Consider the following 26099-nt stretch of genomic DNA (forward strand, 5'->3'; position numbering starts at 1 on the left):
GCGTCACCGTTCCACTGTAGGTCGGCGCGGGTCCGTACGCGGTCCTCGGCCCGCTCGATGCGGCGATCAGCAGAACGGTGGCCGCTCGTCGAAACGCCGCGACACCCGCCCGGCCATCCGCCAGGCCCGCGCGACCAGATCCACGTCCTCGTCGGTGACCAGATTGCCCATCACCCGAACCGCGGTGCGCTGCAAGAACTTCGACCGCATCACCGGCGGCCCGCCCATCGGCACCATGCGCGGATGGGTGGCGAGGCCCGCGATCCGGCGCGCCACCGAATACGTGCGGCCGTAGCGGGCCCGCAGCAACTCCGGCCACACCGTGCTCAGATCCGGTTCGTCGAGCAGATCGGCGAGCATGTGCCCGCCTTCGAGCCCGTAATCGATGCCTTCGCCGTTGAGTGGATTCACACAGCCCGCGGCGTCACCGACCAGCACCCAGTTGCGGCCGGCGATATTCGACACCGCGCCGCCCATCGGCAGCAGCGCCGACGCCACCGCCCGCAGCGACCCGCTGAACTCCCATTCCTCGTACCGCAACGCTGTGTAGTGCTCCAGTAGCGGCTTCAACGCGATATGCGAGGGACGCTTCTCGGTCGCCAGCGAACCGACCCCGATATTGACCTCGCCGTTGGCCAGCGGGAACACCCAGCCATACCCGGGCACCAGCGAACCGTTCGCGTCCCGCAATTCCAGATGCGAGGTGATCCACTGATCGGCCGAACGTCCGGAGCTGATGTAGGCGCGGGCCGCCACGCCGTAGGCGTACTGCCGATGCCATTCGCGGCCGAGGATCTTGCCGACCGGCGAACGCACACCGTCGGCGACGACGAGGGTCCGGCAGCTGATCGACCGCGTGCCCGCCCCGGTACGCACCGTCACGCCGGTGACACGCTCACCGTCGCGGGTGACGTCGACGACCTTGGCGCCCTCCAGCATCCCCGCCCCCGATTTCACCGCGGTCTCGCGCAGCTTGTCGTCGAGTTCGGTGCGCGGAACGGCACTTCCGTAGGTGGGGAACGATCCACCCGGCCACGGCAGCAGTTCCTCGCGCCCGAAGCCGGTCATCCGCAAACCGTGGTTGACGGTATGCGCGCGCACCCAGTCGCCGAGCCCGAGATGCTCCAATTCGGCGGTGGCACGCGGGGTCAGGCCGTCGCCGCAGGTCTTGTCGCGCGGGAACACCGCCGAATCGACCAGCAGCACATCGCGGCCGGCTCGTGCGGCCCAGGTCGCCGCCGCCGATCCGGCCGGTCCCGCCCCGACCACGACGACATCGGCGTGCGCGGGGACCGCGCCGTGTGTCTGCTCGTCACCGCCCGCTGGTGTGACATCCGGTGCACCCATGGACCCATACTCGCAGCGCGGCCGCACCGGTGTCGACGCCGGTGCCGTGTGACATGCGGCGAGGTGGCGGACTCGGCCGCCGACGCAGCGCCGGGCTCACCGTCCGTCGTCCGGTCCGGTATGCGAAGGTGTGCGGTGCGCCCCAGCGGATATTGCCGGGAGTGACGGTGTTCATGGGGTTATCTACCGTGGACACGCTAGGTTCTTTGACCGTGGGTCGGACGCATCGCTGGGAGAAGAAATGAGCACATCTGCTGTGAGCGACGAGAGCACGGTAGTGGCAGGGGTGGATCTCGGCGATTCCGAACTCGCCGCCACGGTGCGTAACGGCCTGGCCGACGTCGAAAAGCTACTGATCGAGGAGCTGTCCGACGGTGCGTCCTTCCTCCAGGAGGCCGCACTGCACCTGGCCAAGGCCGGAGGTAAGCGGTTCCGTCCGCTGTTCACCATCCTCACCGGCCAGCTCGGCCCGCGCCCGACCGACCCGGACCTGATCACCGCGGGCACCGTCGTCGAACTTGTGCATCTGGCCACCCTCTACCACGACGACGTGATGGACGAGGCCACCATGCGCCGCGGTGCGCCGAGCGTGAATTCGCGCTGGGGCAACAGCATCGCGATCCTCGCCGGTGACTATCTGTTCGCGCATGCCTCCCGGCTGGTGTCGACCCTCGGCCCGGACGCGGTGCGGATCATCGCCGAAACCTTCGCCGAACTGGTCACCGGCCAGATGCGCGAGACGATGGGCGCCGCCGAGGCCAAGGATCCGGTCGCCCATTACCTGCGCGTGGTGTGGGAGAAGACCGGTTCGCTGATCGCGGCCGCCGGCCGATTCGGCGGCACCTTCTCCGGCGCCGACACCGAACACGTCGAGCGGCTGGCCCGCCTCGGCGACGCCGTCGGTACCGCCTTCCAGATCTCCGACGACATCATCGACATCTCCTCCGAATCGGCGCAATCCGGCAAGACGCCCGGCACCGACCTGCGCGAAGGCGTGCACACCCTGCCCGTTCTCTACGCCCTGCGCGAGGAGGGCCCCGACGGTGACCGGCTGCGTGCCCTGCTGGCCCGCCCGCTGGAGACCGACGCCGAAGTCGATGAGGCGCTGGAACTGCTGGGCCGTTCCCCCGGCATGACCCAGGCCAAGCAGAAGCTGCAGGAGTACGCCGACCTCGCCTACGCCGAACTCTCGGCGCTGCCGCCGGGCCCCGCCAACGACGCGCTGGTGCGGCTGGTCCGCTACACCATCGAACGAGTGGGCTAGGCCCTCGCCGCGGCGCACCCGGAACTCCGGCAGCGCCGCGATCGTTGCCATTCTGTAGCACTCGAACTGCTGGATTACGTGAAGATCAGTAGCAGTCGAGCAGCGTTGTGCGCCGTCGGGCGGCGCGGAAATCCATACAGGACGGGGGAGCGGCGAGGAGACGTATGCACGGGCATGGGTATGCGAACGGGATCAAGACCTTTGGTTTGATGGTCGGACTATCCGCGCTGATCGTGTTCGCCGGGGCGATGTTCCGCAGCCCGACGATCCTGGTCATCGCGATCCTGCTGGCCGTCGGCATGAACGCCTACGCCTACTTCAACAGCGACAAGCTGGCGTTGAAGGCCATGCACGCCCAGCCGATCAGCGAGCTGGAGGCGCCGGTCATCTACCGGATCGTGCGTGAGCTCGCCACCGCCGCCCGTCAGCCCATGCCGCGGCTCTACATCAGCCCGACCAACGCCCCCAACGCCTTCGCTACCGGTCGCAGTCCCCGCCACGCGGCGGTGTGCTGTACCAGCGGCATCCTGCAGATCCTGGACGAGCGCGAGCTGCGCGCGGTGCTCGGACATGAGCTCTCGCACGTCTACAACCGCGACATCCTCATCTCCTCGGTCGCGGGCGCACTGGCCGCAGTCATCTCCGGTCTGGCCAATCTGGCCTTCTTCGCCACCGCCTTCGGCGGCAACCGCGAGGGTGGGCCCAACATCATCGGCGTGATCTTGGTCTCGCTGCTCGGCCCGATCGCGGCCACCCTGATCAAGCTGGCCGTCTCGCGCTCACGCGAATACCAGGCCGATCAATCCGGGGCCGAACTCACCGGCGATCCACTCGCTCTGGCCTCGGCCCTGCGCAAGCTGGAACGCGGCGTCCAAGCCGCCCCGCTGCCACCGGAACCGCAGCTCACCGCCCAGTCCCATTTGATGATCGCCAACCCGTTCCGCCCGGGCGAGCGCGCCGCCCGCTGGTTCTCCACCCACCCGCCGATGGCCGACCGCATCGCCCGCCTCGAAGAGCTGGCCGGCCGTCCGCGCGGCTGACCTCGCCGGCGCGCAAATTCCCGCTGGGCCTGCTCGGCCCCGAGGCTGGGCGTGACGAAGGACTCGCCCCGGCGCCCGGGGCGGTGACCTCGGCTAGCGGTAGTTGACGAACTGCAGGGCGATGCCGAAGTCCTCGCCCTTGAGCAGCGAGATGACGGCCTGCAGGTCGTCGCGCTTCTTGCTGCTCACGCGCAGCTCGTCGCCCTGGATCTGGGCCTTGACGCCCTTGGGGCCCTCATCGCGGATCTTCTTGGAGATCTTCTTCGCGTGCTCGGCGTCGATGCCCTGCACCAGCGAACCGGTGATCTTGTAGGTCTTGCCGGAGACCACCGGCTCGCCGGCGTCGAACGCCTTGAGCGAGATATCGCGGCGGATCAGCTTCTCCTTGAACACCTCGAGTGCGGCCTTGACCCGCTCCTCGGCCTCGGCGCTGATCACGATCTTGTCCTCACCGGACCATTCGATCGCCGCACCGGTGCCGCGGAAGTCGTAGCGGGTGTTCAGCTCCTTCTCCGCCTGATGCAAGGCGTTGTCGACCTCCTGGCGATCGACCTTGCTGACGACATCGAAAGACGAATCGGCCACACTGCGCTCCTGTCCTGACGGTCCGGCGTTCGAGGTCGCGCCGGATGGTTCGCCGCACCCACCTAGTTCTACCCGGCCGAACGAGATTAGTCCCCGGACGCGGTCTGTGTCGCCGCAGGCAGGGGCGAGCCGGTCGAACCATGCCGCTGTACAGCCGGTTTGCATTCCGGGTGTGGGTTCGTTGTATTCTGCTCTGCGCGCCGAGAAGCGCGACGGCAGGTTGCCCGAGCGGCCAATGGGAGCAGACTGTAAATCTGTCGGTGAAAGCCTACGTAGGTTCGAATCCTACACCTGCCACCGAGAACCCCCGTGGATCGAAAACGATCCGCGGGGGTTCTTCCGTTTCCGGGCCGGCCGGTGCTGCGCGCGAGGCCACGGCTGGGCCCACGAGATCGGAAATACCCGCTCTGACCAGCCGGTTTGGTGCATGGACGGGTGAGTGTGTAACCTCGTTCAAGACTTCGAAGCGCCGGGGTCACGGAAAGTCGGGTCACGGTGCGTAAGAGGTCATGCCCCCTTAGCTCAGTCGGCAGAGCGTTTCCATGGTAAGGAAAAGGTCAACGGTTCGATTCCGTTAGGGGGCTCGCCGGATTGCCGGTGGTGACCGACTCGGCATCGCTCCCCGCTCGGAGGGGCTGGGCACGGCACCGTAAGGCAATGCGACCCGTGGCGGTGTAGCTCAGTCGGTAGAGCAAACGACTCATAATCGTTGTGTCGCCGGTTCAAGTCCGGCCATCGCTACCACAACCGATCAAGCCCAGTTCCGGAAAGAAGGCATATCGTGGCCGCGAAGTCCACCGATGTCCGGCCAAAGATCACCTTGGCCTGCGAGCAGTGCAAGCACCGCAACTACATCACCAAGAAGAACCGGCGTAACGACCCGGACCGCTTGGAGCTGAAGAAGTTCTGCCCGAACTGCGGCACGCATCGGGCGCACCGCGAGTCCCGCTGAGCCAACCACGCGTGTAGCTACCGCGTGCATCGGCGCCGGGACCTCGATTCCGGCACCAGCCGGAACACAACCGCCGTGACACAAGCATCGGGCCGGACCTCGCGTCCGGCCCGACTGCGTTGGCACGGTGCATCTGGCCAGCGGTGGTCTACGCTCCACCGACTCCGCAGACGGGGTCAGATAGGTACAGTCCTCCCGTGACAATGAACACCGGTACAGACGAAGCGGTCGCGACGGGCGAGAGTTTCGACCCCGCCGAACACGCGGCGGCCATGGTCGGTCACCACTACCGCGTCGACGACTACTACGAGGTCGGCCGCGAAAAGGTCCGCGAATACGCCCGCGCCGTGCAGGACTACCACCCGGTGCACTGGGAGGAAGACGTCGCGCAGGAGTACGGCTACGACGGCCTGCTCGCGCCGCTGACCTTCATCTCCCTGGTCGGGATCCTGGCTCAGCGCAAGCTGTTCGAAGAGGTCGTCACCGGCTACGACCTGAGCCAGATCATGCAGACCGACCAGATCCTGGAATTCCACCGGCCGATCAAGGTCGGCGACCAGCTGACCTGCGACGTCTACCTGCACTCGTTCCGGCAGGCCTTCGGCGGCGACATCATCGTCACCAAGAACATCGTCACCGATCAGCGCGACGAGCTGGTGCTCACCACCTACACCACGCTGATCGGCCGCAGCGGCGGCGATATCGACCCGAACCTGGCCGGCGCGGTTCGCAACGTGCTCATGCACGGCCTCGGCGAGGAGACCCCGCAGCATCACCCGCGCACCGTGCCCACCTCGGCGCCCGCGCCGGTGCCGACCGCTCCCGACGTCGCGCCGAGCAAGCACGCCATCGCCTTCGACTCGATCAGCGCCGGCGACGAGCTGCCCCCGCGCACCGTCCGGCTGACCCGGGGCGACCTGGTCAACTACGCCGGTGTGTCCGGCGACGCCAACCCCATCCACTGGAGTGACGAGGTCGTCAAGCTCGTCGGCCTGGACAACGTCGTCGCTCACGGCATGCTGACCATGGGCCTCGGCGGCGGATTCGTCACCTCGTGGCTCGGCGATCCCGGTGCGGTCAAGGAGTACAACGTCCGCTTCACCAGCCCGGTCTACGTGGGTGTGGACGAACCGGCCGAGGTGGAGTTCACCGGCAAGGTGAAATCGGTCGATCCCGAGACCAAGACCGCGGTCGTCGCCCTCGTCGCGAAGTCGGCGGGCCGCAAGATCTTCGGGCGCGCGACCGCCACCGTGCAGCTGTCCTGACCTGGTTCGTGGGGGCCGGATTGGCTAATGCCACCGGTCTTCACGTACACTCGGGTTTCTGGGGTCACCAGCCGATGCGCGCTGCTCTGCAAGGCTGGTTCCAGGCGGCCCGGAGCCCAGCTCCGGAACTTCCGCTGACGGGGCCGGCAACTGCCGGAGCGGCGCGCGTGTTGTGTGGCACCAGGACAACTGAATACAGCACATGTGGCTGGGCATCAGCACCACCGTCCAGCCGAAGGGGCGTAGCTCAATTGGCAGAGCAGCGGTCTCCAAAACCGCAGGTTGCAGGTTCAAGTCCTGTCGCCCCTGCCCTGGATGCCAGCGATGAGAGAGGGTTCTGACGTGAGCGACGAGCGGGACACTCGCGACGACGGCGATGGCACCGCCGCGGCGAGTCGGCCGAGCGGCAAGCGGTCCGCCCGGCGGGCCCGCACCGGTTCGTCGTCCTCGTCGGCCGATAACGGCGCGGTCGCCACGATCGACCGCCCGCGCAAGGCAGCCAAGACCTCCGATCGGGCCGAACGCAAGAAGCCGGGCAATCCGTTCAAGCGTTTGATCAAGTTCCTGCGTGAGGTGATCGCGGAACTGCGCAAGGTGATCTGGCCCAACCGGAAGCAGATGGTCACCTATACGAGCGTTGTTCTGGTGTTCGTGGTCTTCATGGTCGCGTTCATCGCGGGATTGGATGTGGCGTTCGTCAAAGGTGTCGACTGGCTGTTCGGTTAACGAACGCCGCCGGAAGCCGACCCCGGGACGGGACGGACGGACCATTTTCACCGTGTCCGGCCCCGGCACGCAGAGGATTTACGTGACGACACAGGAAGCGAGTGCCCCAGTGAGCACCCCGGAGAACGACACAAACGACGAGTTCCCGGTCGACGACGCGGTGGCCGAGTCGGCCGCCGGCTCCGTCGAGGAATCCGCCGACGAGTCCGTGGCCGTCGACGAATCCGCGCCCGCTGACGAGGCCGCCGCTGCCGAGGAAGCCCCCATCGACGAGGCCCCGGCCGATCCGGTGGAGGAGATGAAGGCCGCGCTGCGTCGCGCGCCCGGCGAGTGGTACGTCATCCACTCCTACGCGGGCTACGAGAACAAGGTCAAGGCCAATCTCGAGACCCGTGTGCAGAACCTCGACCTCGAGGACTACATCTTCCAGGTGGAAGTGCCCACCGAAGAGGTCACCGAGATCAAGAACGGCCAGCGCAAGAACGTCAACCGCAAGGTGCTGCCCGGCTACATCCTGGTCCGCATGGAACTGAACGACGAGTCCTGGGGCGCGGTGCGCAACACCCCCGGCGTCACCGGCTTCGTCGGCGCGACCTCCCGGCCTTCGCCGCTGACCATCAACGACGTGGTGAAGTTCCTGGTGCCCGCCTCGCAGCAGAAGAAGGCGCCGGCCGCCGCGGCCGCTGCCGCCTCGGCCACTCAGGAAGCCGCCACCGAGGCCGTCGCCAAGCCGGTCATCGAGGTCGATTTCGAGGTCGGCGAGTCGGTCACCGTCATGGACGGCCCGTTCGCGACGCTGCCCGCCAGCATCTCCGAGGTCAACGCCGAACAGCAGAAGCTCAAGGTGCTGGTGTCGATCTTCGGACGGGAAACCCCGGTCGAGCTGGCGTTCACCCAGGTCGCGAAGATCTGATCAAGGGGCCGTGCACCGGCCCCACATGATCGCGCGCGCGGCGATCCCGGTAAGGTGTCAGGGTTCGCGCGCGAGCCGGTGCAGTACTACCGGATTCGTCGCGCGGTGCCGGGCGTGCCCGGCTGCGGGTTCGCGCCCGCGACAGGCTTACGGCAACCGTAAGGAACCGAAACCAAGGAAGAAAGATGCCCCCCAAGAAGAAGAAGCTCGCCGGGATCATCAAGCTGCAGATCCAGGCCGGCCAGGCGAACCCGGCCCCTCCGGTCGGCCCCGCGCTCGGTCAGCACGGCGTCAACATCATGGAGTTCTGCAAGGCGTACAACGCCGCGACCGAGTCGCAGCGTGGCAACGTCATTCCGGTCGAGATCTCGGTGTACGAGGACCGGACCTTCGACTTCAAGCTGAAGACCCCGCCCGCCGCCAAGCTGCTGCTCAAGGCCGCAGGCGTGCAGAAGGGCTCGGCCGAACCGCACCGCAACAAGGTCGCCACCGTGACCATGGACCAGGTGCGCGAGATCGCCAAGACCAAGCAGGAAGACCTGAACGCCAACGACATCGAGCAGGCCGCGAAGATCATCGCGGGCACCGCTCGTTCGATGGGCATCACGGTCGAGGGCTGAGCGTCAGCTCCCTGCAACTGGTGGGAGGGCCGGCCAGGCCCGATAACCACTTCTGAACCACAGCTAAGGACAGAGAAAACATGGCAAAACGAAGCAAGGCGTACCTCGCCGCGGCCGAGAAGGTCGATCGCACCAAGCTCTACTCCCCGCTGGCCGCCGCGCGGCTGGCCAAGGAGACCGCCACCACCAAGACCGACGCGACCGTCGAGGTCGCCGTTCGTCTCGGTGTGGATCCCCGTAAGGCCGACCAGATGGTCCGCGGCACCGTCAACCTGCCGCACGGCACCGGTAAGACCGCCCGCGTCATCGTGTTCGCGGCCGGCGAGAAGGCCGCCGAGGCCGAGGCCGCCGGTGCGGACGCCGTCGGCGCCGAGGATCTGATCGAGCGGATTCAGGGCGGCTGGCTGGACTTCGACGCCGCGATCGCCACCCCGGACCAGATGGCCAAGGTCGGCCGCATCGCGCGTGTCCTCGGCCCGCGCGGTCTGATGCCGAACCCGAAGACGGGCACGGTCACCACCGACGTGACCAAGGCCGTCAACGACATCAAGGGCGGCAAGATCAACTTCCGCGTCGACAAGCAGGCCAACCTGCACTTCGTCATCGGCAAGGCATCCTTCGACGATGCCAAGCTGGTGGAGAACTACGGCGCCGCGCTGGACGAGATCCTGCGTGTGAAGCCGTCGACCGCCAAGGGCCGCTACGTCAAGAAGGTGACGGTCTCGACGAACACCGGACCGGGCATCCCGGTGGACCCGAACCGCACCCGCAACCTCCTCGACGAGGACGCGTAAGCAGCACCTGAGCACCACCGAAACGGCGGGAACGCGATCTGCGTTCCCGCCGTTTCGGCGTTCACCGGCCCTACGCCCCGGCCGCCGAGCGGGCCGCGGCGACCGATTCTGCGGTCGCGCGGATGCTGAGAGAGAATAGGGGTGTGAGCGACGGACTCAGCACAAGGATCAGACATCGGCCCGGTGCGCCGGCCGATGTCGCGGCACCAGGCGGCTGCTAGCTCGATGTCGGATCAGGAAGTACCGGACCAGCGGTCCTCGAAGGTCGTTCCACTCCCGCGGCGCCCGCGGCGGGTGGCAGAGGCCGCTCCACCGAAAACGTGGCGTCCGGAATTCGGCGCGTCGTACGACCCGGCGCCGACCAGGCCGGTCCTGCGGTCGGAGTTGCAGGGCGAAACCGGAGCGTGGCCGGTCGGCTCGTGGTCGGCGAGCCCGACCGACTCACCCGGCACCGGTCGGGCAGGTAGCGTCGTCGATCTCGACGAGCTGCGTCGGAAGCGGTCCGGCGATGACGCCGGAGCCACCGGACACCGGCGCCTGCCCAAACCCCGCCGAATCGGCGAACGATCCAGCGACGACAGTGCGAAGGACAGTCACCGCGACGATGACTCCGGTTCTGCCGGCACCCGTGCCGGGCGGCACCGCAAGTAACCAGACTCCGGTGACGGAGGCCGGCCGGGAGAACCCACCGGCCACCCACACCTGCCGACCGGTCCGCTCAGTCCGACTCCGCCTTCCCGCGCCAGCCGAGCAGCACCGAATCACCCTCCGGCACACCCCAGGGCAGAAAGATCGCGACGATCACCGCGCAGACCACCACCGCGCCCGTGGCCACCAGCGAGGCGGCATGTGAGCCTTCCAAGCAGGCGGTCTTCATCGCGGTGATGATGTTCTCGCGCTGCGAGTCGAAGAACGGCGTCAATTCCCGTTTGCGCATCTCCAGCACGCTCAACGGGGTCGACTTCGCGAAGTCCTTCTCGTTGTCCGACATCAGCGTTCCTGGCACACGGTCGATCAGCGGCGCCACCTTCGTCGTGTAGTACGAGGCGACGATCGAGCCGAGCACGGCCACGCCGAGCGTGCCGCCGAATTCGCGGGTGGTGTCGTTGACCGCGGAGCCGGCGCCCGCCTCGTTCAACGGCAGCGACGACATGATCGATTCGGTGGCGGGCCCCTGCACGATGGCCAGGCCGAGTGCCATCGACACCATCGACGGCAGCACATCGGTGAGATAGCCGCTGTCGACGGTCACCTGACCGCCGAGATAGAGCCCGAGCCCGGTGAGCAGCAAGCCGAACACGATGACCGGGGTGGTGCCGAGGCGTTGCGCGAGCAGGGTGGCGACGGGCGCGCCGATCGCGACCGAGAACGCGAAAGGCAAGGAGGCGATACCGAATTCGAGCGGTGTGTATTCGCGAACCCCCTGGAAATACTGGGTGATCAGGAACAGGAAGCCGAACATCGAGAAATAGCCGACCGCGATGGCAAGGGCGGGCAGCGAGAATCGTCGGTTGCGGAACAGGCGCATATCGAGAATCGGTGCGCCGGTGCGCAATTCCCAGCCGATGAACGCGGCGAGCAGCGCGAGGCCACCGGCCGCCGCGGTGAGCGTCGTCGCCGAGAGCCAGCCATAGCGCGGGGCTTCGATGATGGCCCACACCAGCAGGGTGATACCGGCGATGGACAACGCGATGCCCGCCAGGTCGAGCCTGCCGACCTCCGCCGACCGTGATTCCGGCACCCACAACACGGTGGCTATCAAGGCCACGAGGGCCACCGGCACGTTGATCCAGAAGACGGAGTGCCAGGAGAAATGCTCGAGCAGCCAGCCGCCGGAGATGGGTCCGATCGCGATGGCGAAGCCGGCCATGGCGGTCCAGGCCGCGATGGCAAGGGCGCGTTCCCTTCGGTCGGTGAAGATATTGATGATCAGCGCCAATGTCGCCGGGAACACCGCGGCGGCGAACACCCCCATGGCCGCACGGGCGGCGATGACACCGTCGAGCGAACTCGACAGCGCACCGACCACCGACATCGCACCGACGCCGACCAGGCCGATCATCATCACCCGGCGGCGCCCGTAGCGGTCGCCGAGATTGCCGAAGGCCAACAGCAGGCCGGCGAAGGTGAGGGTGTAGGCGTCGACCACCCATTGCAGGCCGCTGACGCCGGTGGACAGTTCGACACCGATCGACGGAAGGGCCACATTGACGATGGTGTTGTCGAGTACGACGAGCAGTTCGGCGAGGCAGATCACCGCGAGCGCGAGGAATCGGTGCGCACGTCGTTCCAGCAGCACCGGTGGATCGACTAGTGAGGTTGTCATGGCGAGCAGCGTATGTAGTAACCGTTACTTCAAGTAACACTTATGCTCTGCGATCCTGCTCACCTTGCGGGTCGAATGTGATGCACGACACTGAAATTGACTGATTCGCGGGCTCAGTGGACCCCGTTTTGCCAGATGGGGGACCTACCGGTACTCTGAAGCGAAGTTATCGACGTGTTCGATCGCTACCCAATCCGTTCTACCGAAGACCGTTGGTCGCCGTTCCCGCATGGGTTCGGTCGAAGGTCCGGCATCAGCCGGCGGCCCACGCAGGGAGAGCCGAGGCTGGGAGTCGACCACGGGCCCCGGCCCGGATCGGTTCATCCTATTGCGCCCCGGAACGCTCTGCGTCCGGGGCGTTTGTTGTTTCGCCACCTCAGGTCGGTAGTTCGGGTCCGAACCGACATCAGAGAGGAGGCGAAGTATGGCAAAACCCGAGAAGGTCACCGCGGTCGCGGAGATCGCTGAGCAGTTCAAGAGCTCGACGGCCACCGTCGTCACGGAATACCGTGGCCTGTCCGTCGGTGCCCTCACCGAACTGCGCCGCGCGCTCGGTGCCGACGCCACGTACTCCGTCGCCAAGAACACCCTGGTCAAGCGGGCTGCCGCCGAGGCCGGTGTCGAGGGCCTGGACGACTTGTTCGTCGGACCGACCGCTATCGCCTTCATCCAGGGCGAGCCGGTCAACGCGGCGAAGGCGCTCAAGACCTTCGCCAAGGATCACAAGGCGCTGGTCATCAAGGGCGGCTACATGGACGGCAACGCGCTGTCCGTGTCCGAGGTCGAGAAGATCGCCGACCTGGAAACCCGCGAGGTGCTGCTGGCCAAGCTGGCCGGTGCGCTGAAGGGCAACCTGGCCAAGGCCGCAGGCCTGTTCAACGCTCCCGCGTCGCAGGTGGCCCGCCTGGCCGCCGCGCTCGAGGACAAGAAGCGGGCCGAAGGCGCCGAATAAGCGCCACCAAACCCCCGCGGCGTGAGCTCAGGGGCCGGAGGCGGAAGCGGAGCGTAACCACGCAGGCCCCGTGAACGCCGCAAATCAAACGGGCGCGATCCGCGTCCGACCCAGACATCATCCACCGAAAGGAAACAACAATGGCCAACGTTGACGAACTGCTCGAGACCTTCGGCAACATGACCCTGCTCGAGCTGTCGGACTTCGTCAAGAAGTTCGAGGAGAAGTTCGAGGTCACCGCTGCTGCTCCGGTCGCCGTCGCCGCCGTCGGTGGCGCCGCTGCCGGTGGTGCCGCCGAGGCCGAGTCCGAGCAGGACGAGTTCGACGTCATCCTCGAGGGTGCCGGCGACAAGAAGATCCAGGTCATCAAGGTGGTCCGCGAGATCGTCTCCGGCCTGGGCCTGAAGGAAGCCAAGGACCTGGTCGAGGGTGCCCCGAAGCCGATCCTGGAGAAGGTCGCCAAGGACGCTGCCGACGCCGCCAAGGAGAAGCTGGAAGCGGCCGGCGCCTCGGTCTCGGTCAAGTAATTTCCGAGCGAAACGCCGTAACGGGCGGTCCCATTTCCTGGGGCCGCCCGTTCGTGTTCTCCGGCCACCTGCCGGGGTCGGCCGAATAACCGGACCGTTCGGGGGTTACTCTTCGGTCAGGTTGGGGTGTGCGACGACATGCCCATGCGATAGAGTGACCGAACCCACTGTGACGTGACACACCGCGAGGTCGAGCCCGCGGTTCGCCGGTGGGGCGGCTCGCTGAGAAATGTGGAGGTTGGCGTGGGCGTCGAGGTCAGGACCGAAGGCATTACCAAGTCCTTTGGTTCCCAGCGGATTTGGCAGGACGTTTCGATCACCCTGCCCGCCGGGGAGGTCAGTGCGCTGCTCGGCCCCTCCGGTACCGGTAAGTCCGTCTTTCTGAAATCGCTGATCGGTCTGCTGCGCCCCGAGCGCGGCTCGATCTACATCGACGGAACCGATATCACCACCTGCTCCAACAAGGAGCTCTACGAGATCCGCAAGCTGTTCGGCGTCCTGTTCCAGGACGGCGCACTGTTCGGCTCCATGCATCTGTTCGACAACGTCGCCTTCCCGTTGCGTGAGCACACGAAGAAGTCGGAGTCGGAGATCAAGAAGATCGTCATGGAGAAGATGGAGATGGTCGGTCTCCTCGGCGCGGAGTACAAGCTCCCCGGCGAAATCTCCGGCGGTATGCGCAAACGTGCCGGCCTGGCCCGCGCGCTGGTGCTCGACCCGCAGATCATCCTGGTCGACGAGCCCGACTCCGGTCTGGACCCGGTCCGCACCACCTACCTGAGCCAGCTGCTCATCGACATCAACGCCCAGATCGACGCCACGATCCTCATCGTGACCCACAACATCAACCTGGCCCGCACCGTGCCCGACAACATCGGCATGCTGTTCCGCCGCCAGTTGGTGATGTTCGGCCCCCGCGAGGTGCTGCTCACCTCCGACGAGCCGGTGGTCAAGCAGTTCCTCAACGGCCGCATGATCGGCCCGATCGGTATGTCGGAGGAAAAGGACGAGGCGCAGATGGCCCGCGAGCAGGCCATGGTCGACGCCGGTCACCACCACGGCGGCGCCGAGGAGATCGAGGGCATCATCCCGCAGATGAAGGCCCAGCCCGGTATGCCGGTGCGCCAGGCGGTGCACCGCCGCAAGCAGCGGGTGCGCGAGATCATGCACACCCTGCCGCACGCCGCGCAGGTCGCCATCCAGCAGTCGCTGGAGGAGAACGATGACACCCAGGTGATGTCCTACGACACCGCCCAGCTCTCGCAGGGTGGCCCGTACGACGCCACCGTGCCGCATCACCAGACTCCGAACAGGTAGACCACACCCCCTCGAATACCGCGCCGGATCACCGGCGCGGTATTCGTCTTTTCGGCGCCTGGTCGCCGATAAACCCCGCGACACGGCGGTTATGCGGGACTGTCGCAAGGTGTAACGCAGGTAACATCGGCCCTCGTGAACCCAACGCTCGCGCGTTTACGGACTCCGGTCGAGTCCGGGTTCGCTCAGGCCGGGAAGATCTTCGCGCTGTTTCTCGATGTGGCGCGCAAGGTATTTCGCCGGCCCTTCCAATGGCGCGAATTCATCGAGCAATCCTGGTTCATCGCCAGCGTGTCGATTCTGCCCAGCGCGTTGGTGGCGATTCCGTTCGGCGCGGTCGTGGCGTTGCAGACCGGCTCACTGATCAAACAGCTCGGCGCCGAATCGTTCACCGGCGCGACCAGCGTGCTCGCGACCGTGCAGCAGGCGGCGCCGGTGGTGACGGCATTGATCATCGCGGGCGCGGCCGGCTCCGCGGTGGCCGCCGACCTGGGCTCGCGCACCATCCGCGAGGAGATCGACGCGCTGGAGGTGCTCGGCGTCGATCCGGTGCAGAAGCTGGTCGTACCCCGGGTGCTCGGCATGATGCTGGTGGCGCTGCTGCTCAACGGGCTGGTGTCGGTGGTCGGCATCGCCGGCGGCTATTTCTTCAATGTCTTGTTGCAGGGCGGCACACCGGGCGCCTATCTCGCGTCGTTCTCGGCGCTGGCCCAGCTGCCCGATCTGTGGATCGGTGAGATCAAAGCCGCCGTTTTCGGGCTGATCGCGGGCGTGATCGCCGCGTACAAGGGGCTGCATCCCAGCGGGGGACCGAAAGGAGTCGGCGACGCGGTGAATCAATCAGTGGTGATCACGTTCCTGGTGCTTTTCTTCGTGAACCTGGTGCTGACCTTGATCTATTTGCAGATTGTTCCCGCAAAGGGCTCCTGACCGGTGGCTGTCCGCTACCGCAATCCAGCCCTCGCGAAAACGGCCCGCCGGGCCGGGGAGGCCGCACGCGCGCCGCTGAACGTCATCGACCGCGCGGGCGAGCAGATGTCGTTCTATTCCCGTGCGATCGCCTGGATTCCGCGCACCGCGGTGCATTACCGCAAGGAGGTCATGCGGCTGCTGGCCGAGGTCACGTTCGGCAGCGGTGCGCTCGCGGTGATCGGCGGAACGATCGGCGTCATCGTGTTCATGTCCGGTTCGGTCGGCGTGGTGGTCGGACTCCAGGGTTTCAAGGCGCTCGATTCGCTCGGAAGTTCGGTGCTCACCGGATTCCTCACCGCCTATATCAACACCAGGGAAATCGCGCCGCTGGTGGCCGCGCTCGCATTGTCGGCGACAGTGGGCTGTGGCTTCACCGCGCAATTGGGCGCCATGCGCATCTCCGAGGAGATCGACGCGCTGGAAGTGATGGCGGTGCCCGGGGTGCCCTTCCTGGTGACGACCAGGGTGATCGCCGGATTTCTCGCGGTGATCCCGCTCTACGTCGTCGGTCTGCTCGGGACCTTTCTGGCCTCGCGGATGATCAGCATTTGGTTCAACGGCCAATCCAGCGGGTCCTATGACCACTATTTCGGGCTGTTCCTGCCACCAGAGGACGTGCTGTATTCGTTCCTCAAAGTGCTGGTATTCGCCTTCGTGATCATCATGGTGCACTGCTATTACGGCTTCCACGCCACCGGAGGGCCCGCCGGTGTCGGGGTGGCGGTGGGGCGGGCCGTGCGAGCGGCGATCGTGCTGGTCAATGTGCTGGACTTCTTTCTGAGCCTGGCGATCTGGGGCACCACGACGACGGTGCGGGTGGCCGGATGAGCAGCCGGGTGCAGTGGTGGCGGTCGACGGCCAAGGTGCGCAATCGGCTGCTCGGCATCGCCTTTTTCGTGGTGGTCGCGTTGTTTCTGTGGACGACGGTGGCCATCTACAACAAGACGTTCGTGAACTCGGTCGATGTCCGGCTGATCACCGACAGCGTCGGCAATGCGCTGACCAAGAACGCCGATGTGAAGGCGCGTGGCGTCACCGTCGGCGAGGTGCGTTCCAGCCGCGCCGAGGGCGGCCAGGTGACCCTCGAGCTCGCGATCGATCCGGCGCGCGCGGAGCAGATTCCGGTGAACTCGACCGCGCGGCTGCTGCCGAAGACGTTGTTCGGCGAACGGTATGTCGATCTGTTGATTCCCGAGGATCCGAGCCCGCAGCATCTGACGTCGGGGGTGACGCTGCATCAGGATGCCGGCGGCAATGCCGTCGAGGTGAGCAAACTGCTCGACGATCTGCTGCCGCTGTTGCAGGCGATCCCGCCGCAGGATCTGGCGGCGACCCTCGGCGCGCTGTCGCAGGCGCTGGCCGGGCAGGGGGAGGAGCTGGGTACGACGCTGGACCGGCTCGACGTCATCCTCACCGACGTCAACGCGGTGCTGCCCGAATTGCGTGCGGGTTTGCGCAGTCTCGCCGAGACCGCGATCACCTACGCCGACGCCGCACCGCAGCTCATCGACGCGCTGGACAAACTGCGCACCACCAACGCGACCATCGTGCAGCGCCGCACCGATATCGACGTCCTGCTGGCCACGCTGACGCCCACCTCCGCAGCGACCGCCGATTTCCTGATCGCCAACCACGACAACGTCATCGATGTCGCCGCGGACGCTCGTCCGGCGCTGGAATTGCTGGCCACCTATTCACCGACCTATGCCTGTGCGCTGGCCAATTTCGCCAAGATGCGTCCGCGGATCGACGAGATCATGGGCATGGGCACCGACCGCCCCGGCTCCCGGGTGACGATCGAGCTGGTCAACACCCGCGGCCGGTATCTGCCCAACCAGGACGAACCGCGCTGGCTCGATACCCGCGGCCCGGCCTGCTTCCCCGAGTTCCCGCTGGGTGTGGATGCGGGGCAGTATCCGGGCGGGCCCAACAACGACGGCTCCTATCAGCCACCGAGCCGCAACCCGGGCGATCAGCAGATTGGTGCCATGCAGCCACCGCAGTTCGGGGTGTTCCCGGCCGGGAACACGCCGACCATCGCGGGCTCGCCCGGCGAGCAGCACGCGCTCGGCGCGATCTACGGTGCCGCACAGGGTGTTTCGCCGGACCAGGTGCCGGGCTGGGTGACCAGGATCGCCGCACCGGCCTTTCGCGGGAGCGAGGTGAGTGTGCGATGAGGGCGCAGCTGCGTGGTCTGGGCGGGCCGCTCACCAAACTCGCGGTCTTCGTGGTGGTGACGCTGTTCGCGACGGTGATGCTCGGGCTGTCGATCGCGAACTACACCGGCGGCGGCACCATGTTCAAGGCCCGCTTCACCGACGTCACCTCGCTCAATCCGGGTGATGAGATCCGCATCGCCGGCGTCCGCGTCGGCAAGGTGACCGGGATTTCGATCGTGGACCGCCGGGTGGCGGAGGTGAAGTTCGAACTCACCGACCGCGAGTGGCTGCCCGCCTCGGTGATGGCCACCATCCGCTTCCGCAATCTGGTCGGGCAGCGCTATATCGAATTGGAGCGCGGTCCCGGTGAGCAGGGCCGCAAGATCAACGAGGGTGCGACGATTCCGCTGGAACGCACCCGGCCCGCACTGAATCTGACCACCCTGTTCGACGGATTCCGGCCGCTGTTTCGGACCTTGCAGCCCGAGGACGTCAACAAGCTGTCCTACGAGATCATCCAGGTCTTCCAAGGTGAGCAGGGCACCGTCGCCGACCTGGTCGCCAGCACCGCGAATCTCACCAACAAGATCGCCGACAAGGACGCGGTGATAGGCGAGCTGGTGCGCGATCTGACCGAGGTGCTCGACACCATCAACGCCCGCGAGGACCAGTTCGATCAGCTCGTGGTCAATACCGCGGCGCTGGTGGACGGGCTGGCCGCGCAACGCGACACGATCGGCCGCGCGGTCACCTCCCTCGGTGACGTCGCCACCGCCACCTCCGAGCTGCTGGTGCCGACCCGGCCGTCGCTGCAGGGCACCATCGCCGGCATCAACCAGCTCACCGGGGTGATCAACGAACGCCGCGACGAGGTGGATCAGGCGCTGGCGACGCTGCCGATCAAGATGGAAAAGCTCGGCCGCGTCGGCAGTTACGGCTCCTGGTTCCAGTTCTATCTGTGCGGCATCGACATCGTTGCCGGCCCGGGCGCCCCGGACGCGCCTCAGCTGAATCTGCCCGCCGGCCTGCCGACGATCAATCAGCCGCTCTACACCAATGCCGCGCCGCGTTGCCATGGGGAAGGGGGCCGCTGATGGACGATCGGGTGCTACTCGGCAAGCGCAGTCCCGCCTTCATCGGCGTGCTCGGGCTGGTGATGGTGCTGCTGGTGACGATGTCGGCGTTCTTCCTCGACCGGCTGCCCATCATCGGTGCGGGCATCTCGTATTCGGCCGAATTCTCCGAGGCGGCCGGGCTCGATCGCGGGGACGAGGTGCGGGTCGCCGGAGTCAAGGTCGGGTCGGTGTCGGGGGTGCGCCTCGACGGCGACCGGGTGGTGGTCGATTTCCGCACCAGGGATACCTGGATCGGTGACGAGACCACGGCGTCCATCCAGATCAAGACCCTGCTCGGGCAGAAGTATCTGGCGCTGGACCCGCAGGGTTCGCGGATGGCCGACCCGAGCGAGCGGATCCCGTTGTCGCGCACCGTCTCCCCGTACGACGTGATCGACGCCTTCAGCGACGCCGCCCGCACCCTCGACGAGATCGACACCACCCAGCTGGCCACCTCCATGCGGGTGCTCTCGGACGCCTTCGCCGCCACGCCGCCGCATATCCGCAGCGCGATCGACGGGGTGACCCGGTTGTCGACCACGGTGGCCAAACGCGATGACGAACTGCGCAAATTGTTCGCCGCGACGAAGAAAACCACCCAGGTGCTGGCTGACCGCAATGCCGAATTCGAGCGTCTGCTGACCTCGGGCGGGCAGCTGTTCGCCGAACTCAATATCCGTCAGCAGGCCATCTCGCAGCTGCTGGCGGGCGCCCAGACCGTGTCCACCGAGCTGAGTGCGCTGGTGGCCGACAACGAGAAACAGATCGGCCCGGCGCTGACCAATTTGCAGGCCGCGATCGACCTGCTCAACGCCAACCAGGCCAATATCAGCAAAACCCTGGAGTTGGCGGCGCCGTTCTACGGGCTGTACGCGAATGTGCTCGGCACCGGGCGCTGGTTCGACGCGGTGATCGTCAACATCACCCCGCCCGGCCTTCCGGAGATCCCCGGCTACCGGCCGCCGGTGCGCACGCTGGGAGGCAACTGATGGCGTTGCGGCGGGGCGGCAAGATCGCGATCGCATTGATCGCGGTCATCGCGCTGGTGCTGGCCGCGGCGCTGTGGTGGGTGTTCGACCGGCTCAACACCACCACGATCACCGCCTATTTCGATCGGTCGGTCGGCATCTACGAGGGCTCGGATGTGCGGATCCTCGGGGTGCCGGTGGGCTCGGTGGAATCGGTCGAACCGCTGGGCGATCAGGTGAAGATCGTGATGAGCGTCGACCGCTCCTACGACATCCCCGCCGACGCCAGAGCCGCCCAGATCACGCCGTCGATCGTCTCGGATCGCTTCATCCAGCTCACGCCTGTCTATCGGGGCGGCCCGAAAATGGAGCGCACCGCGACGATTCCGCGTGAGCGCACCGCCACCCCGGTCGAAGTCGATCGGCTCTACCGCAGCATCACCGAACTGTCCGAAGCGCTCGGCCCGGACGGCGCCAATGCCGACGGCGCGCTGGACCAGCTGGTGCGGACCACTGCGCGCAACCTCACCGGCAACGGCGCCGCGATCGCCGACGGCATCAGCGAACTGTCGGCGGCCGCGCGCACGCTGTCGGATTCGCGCGGCGACATCTTCGACACCGTGAAGAACCTGCAGGCGTTCATCACCATGCTGGCCCGCAACGACCAGCAGGTGCGCCAATTCAACATCCAGCTCGCCGACCTGTCGTCGTTCCTGGCCGGGGAACGGCAGAATCTCGGCAACGCGCTGGAATTGCTGTCCATCGCCCTCGGTGACGTCGCCCGGTTCATCGACGCCAATCGGCAACTGATCCAGGGCAATGCCGATTCGCTCATCACCCTCACCCAGACCCTCGCCGACCGGCGCGACGCACTGGCCGAGGCCCTGCCGGTGCTGCCGGTGGCGTTGAGCAATCTCATCAATATCCACAATGGCGAATCCGGCACGCTGGATATGCGTGCCAATTTCACCGATCTGCAAGACCCGTTCGGCGCCATGTGCCGGATGCTCGACCTGAGCAAGCTCATGCCCGGCGACCCGAAGTTCGAGGCGCTCGGCAAGCAGATGCGACCGCTGCTCGAACGCTGCAAGCACATCACCGACCAGATCACGGCAGCCGTGCAGACGCCGACGCTGATCCTGCCGTTCGGCATCCTCAGCGCGGAGAACCAGCAGCGTGCGCCGGTGCCGGGGACGGTGCCGGGCACGCCGTCGAACCGGCTGCCGCCCTCGCAGGGAGGTCCGAAATGATGCGGCGGACGGCGCTCGCGGCGGCCGCGGTGGTCTCCGGGCTGTTGATGGGTTCGTGCTCGTCGGACGGCATCTACAGCATTCCGCTGCCCGGCGGCGCGGACGTCGGATCAGACCCCATGCACATCGATATCCGGTTCGACGATGTGCTGGATCTGGTGCCGCAATCGGCGGTGAAAGTCGAAGGCGTACCGGTCGGGCGGGTGGAGGACATCAGCCTCGCCGAGGACGGCTGGACCGCGAATGTCTCCACCGTGGTGAACTCTTCGGTCGATCTGCCGGCGAACGCGCTGGCCGAAGTGCGCCAATCGAATCTGCTCGGTGAGAAGTTCATCGAACTGTCCGCACCCGACGGCGATGATGCGGGGCCGAGACTCGGCGACGGCGCGGTGATCCCGTTGACCAACACCAGGCACGCCACCGAGGTGGAGCAGGTGCTCGGCGCGCTGTCGCTGCTGCTCAACGGCGGTGGGGTGGCGCAATTGCAGCCGATCGTCAGCGAGTTGAACAAGGCGATCGGCGGCCGCGAAGACCGGGTGCGGGCGGTGCTGGAGCAGGCGAACACCCTCATCGGCGGACTCGACGAACAGGTCGATGACATCACAAGAGCACTCGACGGACTGGAGACGCTGAGCAACCGGGTCGCCGCGCAGACCCGCCAACTCGATCAGATCCTCGACGAACTGCCCGAAGGCATCCGGATTCTGGAACAACAGCGGCCGCAGCTGATCGCGCTGCTGGCCCAGCTCGATCGGGTGGGGCGGGCCGGGTTCGACGTCATCGATACCGCCAAAGACGATCTCATCCGCGATCTGCGCGCGCTGCGGCCCGCACTACAAGAGCTCGGGCGTGCCGCGCCGGACCTGGTCACCGCGCTGCCGCTCGTGCCGACCTATCCGTTCCCGGATTCGACGCTGGAGGGCACCTTCGGCGGGCAGGTCAATACCTGGCTGTCGGTGGATCAGCAGATCGGCGTCACCCTGAGCAACCTCGGCGTCGGCAAACCCGATCCGGTGTACATCCCGCCGACCGGACCGCCGGTCAACGTCGACCCGTCCAATCCGTACTACGGCGGCAACGGGCCGCGGCCCGGCTGGCCGACGGTGTCGCTGTTCCCGCTGCCGCCGACCATGGCCGTCCTTCCTGTGCCGGGTCAACCGGGCGTACCGGGGTTGCCGCCGCAGCTCGGGCCCCTGCTGGAACCGTTCGGAGGTGGACCGCGATGACGCGCATGGTGCGGATCCAGCTGATCGCGTTCGCCGTCATCGCGGTGCTCGGTGTCGTCTACGTGGGCGCCCGCTATATCCGGCTCGACCACATGCTCGGATTCGGGCAGTACGAGGTGCTGCTACGCGCAGAGCACACCGGCGGCGCCTACGCGGGCGCCGAGGTCACCTATCGCGGAGTTCCGGTGGGCCGGGTCGGTGGCGTTGACCTCACCGACGACGGCGTGCTGATCAAGCTGACGATCGATTCGAGTTCGCCGCCGATCCCGGCGTCGGCGCGGGCGGTGGTGGCCAACCGATCGGCGATCGGCGAGCAGTATGTAGATCTGCAACCGGACACGGTGGGCGAACCGCATCTGCGCGAGGGATCGATCATCGACTCGGTGACCACGCCGGTGCCGGTGGAAGAGTTGATCGGCAGCGTCGACACCCTCGCGAGCACCGTCGACCTGACCGCGCTGAGCACCACCGTCACCGAACTGGGTCGCGCACTCGACGGCAAGGGCGGCGACCTGCGCGGGCTGCTCGAATCGCTGAACACCTTCACCGAGAGCTTCCGGGAGGCGCTGCCGCAGACGGTGCAGCTCATCCGCGACGGCCGCGTCGCGCTCGGCACCCAGGCCGCGCAATCGGATGCGATCCGCGAATTCAGCGCCGGTCTCGACCAGCTCGCAGCCCAATTGCGGACCAGCGATCCGGCGGTGCGCAGGCTGATCGGCACCGGCACCGACGCCGGTCAGCAAATCGGCGCGCTGCTCGACGAGAGCGGCGCCGCCCTGACCACCGACCTGGCCAACCTGCGCGTGCTGCTGCTGGCCATCTCGCCGAAGTTCTACGCGCTCAAACCGCTGCTGCAAATGCTGCCGCAACTGTCCATCGGTGCCTCGGCCACCGCCCCCGGTGACGGCACCAGCCATTTCGGGCTGGTGCTCGAGACCAACAATCCGCCCGCCTGCACCGTCGGCTACGAGGGCACCAAGGCCATCCTCGACCGGATGAAGGCGCAGAACCCGGACTTCGACGACACCCGCGACGAGTTCCCCTTCAATACCGAGGCCCACTGCGCGGTGCCCTTCGGCAATCCGACCGCCGTCCGCGGCGGCGAACGCGCCGACCTCGCCGACCCGCTCATCGTCCAGCCCTGGGACGACAACCCCAAGGTCGACCCCGACAAGCTCAACCTCACCCCCATCGCCGTCCAGATCTCCACCCTGCTGGGAGTGACCCCGAAACGCTGAACCGAACGACACGAGGTGCGCAGTGAATCTCGACCCACCCGACCCCGAGAACACCCGGGCGCCGTCCCGCGATCCCGACTCCGCCGACAACCCACCCTCCCGTCCTGCCGACGGCGCCGCGCCGGACCTCGGCGGCCGCAAGACCAGCGGCCGGTCCGAATCTGCGCAGGAGATGGACCGTGGATCACCTTCCGCCGATGCTGCCGGTAGTGAGCCCGGCGCCGGATCCGAGTCTGCGGTGCGTGGTCCTGGCGAAGTGCCGGCTGCCGAGGCTGGAGTGCGGGGCGGTCGGCCGCGCCGCAGGACCCGATCGGCGGCCGCCGGGTCCGTCGAGGCGGCTGCTGATCCGGGCGATGCGACGGCTGGTTCGGGCGAGGTGACTGCGGTCCGGGGCGAGGTGGCTGCTGATTCGGGCGAGGCGGCTGCGGTTCGGGGCGAAGCGGCTGCCGATTCGGACGTGACAGTGGACGGTCCGGTCGCCGGTGTGACCCGCAAGCGCGGTGCGGGCGGTGAGAGCCCCGGTCCGCCGCGGTTCGTGACGGTGGCGGCGGTGGCGGCGCTGGTGCTCGCATCGGTTGCGGCGGCCTGGTTCGGGGCCGGGTGGGTGCGGGCGGCGTACTTCACCGATGGCCCGCGGGCGGCGGCGCGCGATGCGGCGCTGGACGCCGCCCAGCAGGCCGCGATCAATATGACCTCGATGAACATCGATGACGTGGCGGGGTCGCTGGCGATCGCGCGCTCGTCGATGACGGGGCCGATCCTGGCCTCGGCCACCGAACATCAGCAGCAGGCCGAGGCAATGGCGACGCAGGCAGGGGTGCGGATGGAGTCGAGTGTGCTCGGCGCCGCCGTGACCTCGTTGAACTCCGAGCTCGACCGGGCGTCGGCGCTGGTGGTGCTCCGGGTCACCGAGGCCAGGCCGGGCGAACAGCCGTCCGGGTATCGGTACACCTGGAGCCTCGATATGGCGAAGGACGGCGATATCTGGAAGGCCGAGCAGGTGTCCTCGCTCGGGCAGCCGGTGCCATTGAACGATGCGGGGACCAGCCCCGCCGATCCGGCGGCACCCGGGGCCGCCCCGCCCGGCGAACCGGCGCACGGACCCGACCCGAGTGGGGGCGAGGGCGCCGCTCCGGACGAGTCTCGCGACGCGCCTGCCCGGAGTGGGCCGGGCGCGGGCGCCGCACCGGGCGAGTCTCGCGATGTACCTGGCCCGAGTGGGCAGGGTGAGGGCACCGCTCCGGATGAGTCTCGCGATGCGCCCGCCCCGGGCGGTGCACCCCCGGCAGGTGAGATCCCGTGAGGCTCCGCACCGGGCATCTACGCAACCGCCTCGGCGGACGGACCCGCCCCGCGCCACGGCGGCCCGCCCAGGGCGCGGTCATGCCCACGGCTCCCGGCGGGGAGCCTGCGACCAGCATGTTCATGGCGCAGGGCCGCACCTCGCCGCGCCTCACCGCACGAACCGAGCTGCCGACCGGTGCCAGGAGGAACAGCGATGGCTGAACGCCGACCCGTCAACAAGATCTCCTCGCGCCGCCCGGTCGAACGCACGCCGCGTCCGGTCCGCCGCACCGGCACGCCGTCGACGGGATCGCGTGGTATCGCCGCCTCCGGCGCCCGAGCGGCCGGTCCGCGCGCCGGCTCCCGCGGTGCGGACAGTCGTGGGCCTGCCGCGATGACCGGCGCGAACACCTCCCGCGCGCCCCGCACCAAGACCACCCGCGCGGCCCGGTTGTCGCGCCCGGTGGCGAGCGGACGGGACCGGCGCCGTTTCCTGCCGCGCCGACGACCGCAGGCCGGCCGCGCCCGTTCCTGGACCCTCCCGCTGGCCTGCGGCCTCGCCGCGCTCGCGCTGGCCGCGTTCGCCGTCGTCGCCGCGCTGCGGCCGGGCGTTCCCGACGACAACGCCGCGTTCGTCGACAATGCCGCCACCGAGGAGGTGCGCGCGGCCGCCGAGCACGCACTGCGCACCGTGTACGGGTATCAGCTGAAGGACATCGACGGCTATCAGGCAGCCGTCTCCCAGGTGCTCACCGGCAAGATGCGCGCCGAGCTCGACAGCTACGCCGCCACCACCATCTCGGCCATCAAACAGGCCGGGACCAGCACCGAAGCGCATGTCGAGCCGGTCGGTGTGACCAAACTGACCGGCGATCGCGCCGAGGTTCTGGTCAACCTCGTGGTGAGCGCCGAGAAGGACGGTATCGCGCAGCAGAGCGTGGCCGGGCCGGTGGTGCTGCAGATGCGCAAGGTGGACGGCCGATGGCTGGCCGAGGACATCGTCGACCGTTGACCAGCGCCTGATCAGGACGGCCGGGAAGCCGGGATAAGCGCAGCGGGGCAGTCGATCTCGCCGACTGTCCACCCGGTGCTGCCACTTGACGAGTCTCGCCGGACCCGTCACGCTATTCACAGCAGCGGCAGCTGTCACCGTGGCGGTAATCCGTCACAGTCGACACTCGGCTCACCGTGGTTCTCGACGCAGCCAGCGGAATCGGACCCGGCCGGAGCAGGGTGGCCGGACACGGCGCGTCGGCCTG

At 67.4% G+C, this 26099-nt stretch carries 25 protein-coding genes and 4 tRNA genes; 26 read left to right on the forward strand and 3 right to left on the reverse strand.

What is annotated here, in order from left to right:
- Positions 1-66 precede the first annotated feature (66 nt).
- Positions 67-1347 (reverse strand): geranylgeranyl reductase family protein, encoded by a 1281-nt coding sequence (locus tag AC4HOU_RS11040; protein WP_490724453.1) that lies wholly within the window; start codon positions 1345-1347, stop codon positions 67-69.
- A gap of 241 nt (positions 1348-1588) precedes the next feature.
- Here AC4HOU_RS11040 and AC4HOU_RS11045 point away from each other — a divergent pair, with 241 nt between their 5' ends.
- Together AC4HOU_RS11045 and htpX are read left to right on the forward strand one after the other, a co-directional pair.
- A complete protein-coding gene (locus tag AC4HOU_RS11045; protein WP_163810100.1) occupies positions 1589-2611 on the forward strand; it encodes a polyprenyl synthetase family protein in 1023 nt (340 codons plus the stop codon).
- A 164-nt stretch (positions 2612-2775) separates the two neighbouring features.
- Positions 2776-3651: a zinc metalloprotease HtpX gene (gene htpX / locus AC4HOU_RS11050; RefSeq protein WP_163810098.1), complete on the forward strand. Its 876-nt coding sequence runs from the start codon at positions 2776-2778 to the stop codon at positions 3649-3651.
- 93 nt (positions 3652-3744) lie between these two features.
- On the opposite strand, the gene AC4HOU_RS11055 is transcribed toward htpX, so the two are convergent.
- Positions 3745-4236: a YajQ family cyclic di-GMP-binding protein gene (locus AC4HOU_RS11055; RefSeq protein WP_014353107.1), complete on the reverse strand. Its 492-nt coding sequence runs from the start codon at positions 4234-4236 to the stop codon at positions 3745-3747.
- Between the two features lie 214 nt (positions 4237-4450).
- On the opposite strand from AC4HOU_RS11055, the gene AC4HOU_RS11060 reads away from it, so the two are divergent.
- The 10 genes from AC4HOU_RS11060 (at position 4451) to rplA (ending at position 9506) form a co-directional block, all read left to right on the forward strand.
- A tRNA-Tyr gene (locus tag AC4HOU_RS11060) sits at positions 4451-4533 on the forward strand.
- A gap of 214 nt (positions 4534-4747) precedes the next feature.
- Positions 4748-4820 (forward strand) — tRNA-Thr (locus AC4HOU_RS11065).
- Positions 4821-4904: 84 nt separating this feature from the next.
- A tRNA-Met gene (locus tag AC4HOU_RS11070) sits at positions 4905-4980 on the forward strand.
- Positions 4981-5017: 37 nt separating this feature from the next.
- On the forward strand, positions 5018-5188 hold the full coding sequence (gene rpmG / locus AC4HOU_RS11075) for a 50S ribosomal protein L33 (protein ID WP_011211653.1): 171 nt from the start codon (positions 5018-5020) through the stop codon (positions 5186-5188).
- Positions 5189-5391: 203 nt separating this feature from the next.
- Positions 5392-6453: a fused (3R)-hydroxyacyl-ACP dehydratase subunits HadA/HadB gene (locus tag AC4HOU_RS11080; protein WP_490724475.1), complete on the forward strand. Its 1062-nt coding sequence runs from the start codon at positions 5392-5394 to the stop codon at positions 6451-6453.
- 236 nt (positions 6454-6689) lie between these two features.
- Positions 6690-6762, forward strand: a tRNA-Trp gene (locus tag AC4HOU_RS11085).
- 33 nt (positions 6763-6795) lie between these two features.
- Complete coding sequence (gene secE, locus AC4HOU_RS11090; protein ID WP_163810093.1) at positions 6796-7179, forward strand: preprotein translocase subunit SecE; 384 nt, start codon at positions 6796-6798, stop codon at positions 7177-7179.
- 109 nt (positions 7180-7288) lie between these two features.
- On the forward strand, positions 7289-8092 hold the full coding sequence (nusG, locus tag AC4HOU_RS11095; RefSeq protein ID WP_163810519.1) for a transcription termination/antitermination protein NusG: 804 nt from the start codon (positions 7289-7291) through the stop codon (positions 8090-8092).
- A 185-nt stretch (positions 8093-8277) separates the two neighbouring features.
- On the forward strand, positions 8278-8712 hold the full coding sequence (rplK, locus tag AC4HOU_RS11100; protein WP_014353103.1) for a 50S ribosomal protein L11: 435 nt from the start codon (positions 8278-8280) through the stop codon (positions 8710-8712).
- Between the two features lie 80 nt (positions 8713-8792).
- Positions 8793-9506, forward strand: a complete 714-nt coding sequence (gene rplA, locus AC4HOU_RS11105; RefSeq protein ID WP_036540481.1) for a 50S ribosomal protein L1 — start codon at positions 8793-8795, stop codon at positions 9504-9506.
- A gap of 718 nt (positions 9507-10224) precedes the next feature.
- On the opposite strand, the gene AC4HOU_RS11110 is transcribed toward rplA, so the two are convergent.
- Positions 10225-11832, reverse strand: coding sequence for an MFS transporter (locus AC4HOU_RS11110; RefSeq protein WP_194991154.1), 1608 nt, complete (start codon positions 11830-11832; stop codon positions 10225-10227).
- Positions 11833-12256: 424 nt separating this feature from the next.
- Here AC4HOU_RS11110 and rplJ point away from each other — a divergent pair, with 424 nt between their 5' ends.
- From rplJ to AC4HOU_RS11180, 14 genes are all read left to right on the forward strand, one after another.
- Positions 12257-12784: a 50S ribosomal protein L10 gene (rplJ, locus tag AC4HOU_RS11115; protein WP_014353098.1), complete on the forward strand. Its 528-nt coding sequence runs from the start codon at positions 12257-12259 to the stop codon at positions 12782-12784.
- A 140-nt stretch (positions 12785-12924) separates the two neighbouring features.
- Positions 12925-13311 (forward strand): 50S ribosomal protein L7/L12, encoded by a 387-nt coding sequence (gene rplL / locus AC4HOU_RS11120; protein WP_014353097.1) that lies wholly within the window; start codon positions 12925-12927, stop codon positions 13309-13311.
- A 243-nt stretch (positions 13312-13554) separates the two neighbouring features.
- Positions 13555-14628 carry an ABC transporter ATP-binding protein gene (locus tag AC4HOU_RS11125; RefSeq protein ID WP_280211884.1) on the forward strand — a complete coding sequence of 358 codons (1074 nt, stop codon included), beginning with the start codon at positions 13555-13557 and terminating at the stop codon, positions 14626-14628.
- A gap of 135 nt (positions 14629-14763) precedes the next feature.
- Positions 14764-15558 (forward strand): MlaE family ABC transporter permease, encoded by a 795-nt coding sequence (locus AC4HOU_RS11130; RefSeq protein ID WP_036540477.1) that lies wholly within the window; start codon positions 14764-14766, stop codon positions 15556-15558.
- A gap of 3 nt (positions 15559-15561) precedes the next feature.
- The gene (locus AC4HOU_RS11135; protein WP_163810089.1) at positions 15562-16428 is read left to right on the forward strand and encodes an MlaE family ABC transporter permease; all 867 of its coding nucleotides are present in this window, start codon (positions 15562-15564) and stop codon (positions 16426-16428) included.
- Positions 16425-17777, forward strand: coding sequence for an MCE family protein (locus AC4HOU_RS11140; RefSeq protein WP_195020088.1), 1353 nt, complete (start codon positions 16425-16427; stop codon positions 17775-17777). The genes AC4HOU_RS11135 and AC4HOU_RS11140 overlap by 4 nt, the downstream gene beginning before the upstream one ends.
- The gene (locus AC4HOU_RS11145; RefSeq protein ID WP_490724454.1) at positions 17774-18853 is read left to right on the forward strand and encodes an MCE family protein; all 1080 of its coding nucleotides are present in this window, start codon (positions 17774-17776) and stop codon (positions 18851-18853) included. The genes AC4HOU_RS11140 and AC4HOU_RS11145 overlap by 4 nt, the downstream gene beginning before the upstream one ends.
- The gene (locus tag AC4HOU_RS11150) at positions 18853-19863 is read left to right on the forward strand and encodes an MCE family protein (protein ID WP_490724455.1); all 1011 of its coding nucleotides are present in this window, start codon (positions 18853-18855) and stop codon (positions 19861-19863) included. Before AC4HOU_RS11145 ends, AC4HOU_RS11150 begins: the two co-directional genes overlap by 1 nt.
- Complete coding sequence (locus AC4HOU_RS11155; protein ID WP_163810083.1) at positions 19863-21092, forward strand: MCE family protein; 1230 nt, start codon at positions 19863-19865, stop codon at positions 21090-21092. The genes AC4HOU_RS11150 and AC4HOU_RS11155 overlap by 1 nt, the downstream gene beginning before the upstream one ends.
- Positions 21089-22318, forward strand: coding sequence for an MCE family protein (locus tag AC4HOU_RS11160; RefSeq protein ID WP_195020085.1), 1230 nt, complete (start codon positions 21089-21091; stop codon positions 22316-22318). The genes AC4HOU_RS11155 and AC4HOU_RS11160 overlap by 4 nt, the downstream gene beginning before the upstream one ends.
- Complete coding sequence (locus AC4HOU_RS11165; protein ID WP_195020084.1) at positions 22315-23556, forward strand: MCE family protein; 1242 nt, start codon at positions 22315-22317, stop codon at positions 23554-23556. Before AC4HOU_RS11160 ends, AC4HOU_RS11165 begins: the two co-directional genes overlap by 4 nt.
- Positions 23557-24013: 457 nt before the next feature.
- Positions 24014-24859, forward strand: a complete 846-nt coding sequence (locus AC4HOU_RS11170) for a hypothetical protein (protein WP_195020083.1) — start codon at positions 24014-24016, stop codon at positions 24857-24859.
- Positions 24856-25062 carry a hypothetical protein gene (locus AC4HOU_RS11175; RefSeq protein ID WP_195020082.1) on the forward strand — a complete coding sequence of 69 codons (207 nt, stop codon included), beginning with the start codon at positions 24856-24858 and terminating at the stop codon, positions 25060-25062. Before AC4HOU_RS11170 ends, AC4HOU_RS11175 begins: the two co-directional genes overlap by 4 nt.
- Positions 25055-25852, forward strand: a complete 798-nt coding sequence (locus AC4HOU_RS11180; RefSeq protein WP_228815163.1) for a hypothetical protein — start codon at positions 25055-25057, stop codon at positions 25850-25852. The genes AC4HOU_RS11175 and AC4HOU_RS11180 overlap by 8 nt, the downstream gene beginning before the upstream one ends.
- Positions 25853-26099: the final 247 nt, after the last annotated feature.

The sequence above is a fragment of the Nocardia sp. JCM 38205 genome (genome assembly GCF_058222935.1).

Excerpts from the sequence above, each read along its gene's own strand:
- AC4HOU_RS11040 (WP_490724453.1), bottom strand. The coding sequence starts at position 1,347 with ATGGGTGCACCGGATGTCACACCAGCGGGCGGTGACGAGCAGACACAC.
- AC4HOU_RS11045 (WP_163810100.1), top strand. The coding sequence starts at position 1,589 with ATGAGCACATCTGCTGTGAGCGACGAGAGCACGGTAGTGGCAGGGGTG.
- htpX (WP_163810098.1), top strand. The coding sequence starts at position 2,776 with ATGCACGGGCATGGGTATGCGAACGGGATCAAGACCTTTGGTTTGATG.
- AC4HOU_RS11080 (WP_490724475.1), top strand. The coding sequence starts at position 5,392 with ATGAACACCGGTACAGACGAAGCGGTCGCGACGGGCGAGAGTTTCGAC.
- rplK (WP_014353103.1), top strand. The coding sequence starts at position 8,278 with ATGCCCCCCAAGAAGAAGAAGCTCGCCGGGATCATCAAGCTGCAGATC.
- rplA (WP_036540481.1), top strand. The coding sequence starts at position 8,793 with ATGGCAAAACGAAGCAAGGCGTACCTCGCCGCGGCCGAGAAGGTCGAT.
- AC4HOU_RS11110 (WP_194991154.1), bottom strand. The coding sequence starts at position 11,832 with ATGACAACCTCACTAGTCGATCCACCGGTGCTGCTGGAACGACGTGCG.
- rplJ (WP_014353098.1), top strand. The coding sequence starts at position 12,257 with ATGGCAAAACCCGAGAAGGTCACCGCGGTCGCGGAGATCGCTGAGCAG.
- rplL (WP_014353097.1), top strand. The coding sequence starts at position 12,925 with ATGGCCAACGTTGACGAACTGCTCGAGACCTTCGGCAACATGACCCTG.
- AC4HOU_RS11140 (WP_195020088.1), top strand. The coding sequence starts at position 16,425 with ATGAGCAGCCGGGTGCAGTGGTGGCGGTCGACGGCCAAGGTGCGCAAT.
- AC4HOU_RS11145 (WP_490724454.1), top strand. The coding sequence starts at position 17,774 with ATGAGGGCGCAGCTGCGTGGTCTGGGCGGGCCGCTCACCAAACTCGCG.
- AC4HOU_RS11150 (WP_490724455.1), top strand. The coding sequence starts at position 18,853 with ATGGACGATCGGGTGCTACTCGGCAAGCGCAGTCCCGCCTTCATCGGC.
- AC4HOU_RS11155 (WP_163810083.1), top strand. The coding sequence starts at position 19,863 with ATGGCGTTGCGGCGGGGCGGCAAGATCGCGATCGCATTGATCGCGGTC.
- AC4HOU_RS11160 (WP_195020085.1), top strand. The coding sequence starts at position 21,089 with ATGATGCGGCGGACGGCGCTCGCGGCGGCCGCGGTGGTCTCCGGGCTG.
- AC4HOU_RS11165 (WP_195020084.1), top strand. The coding sequence starts at position 22,315 with ATGACGCGCATGGTGCGGATCCAGCTGATCGCGTTCGCCGTCATCGCG.
- AC4HOU_RS11180 (WP_228815163.1), top strand. The coding sequence starts at position 25,055 with ATGGCTGAACGCCGACCCGTCAACAAGATCTCCTCGCGCCGCCCGGTC.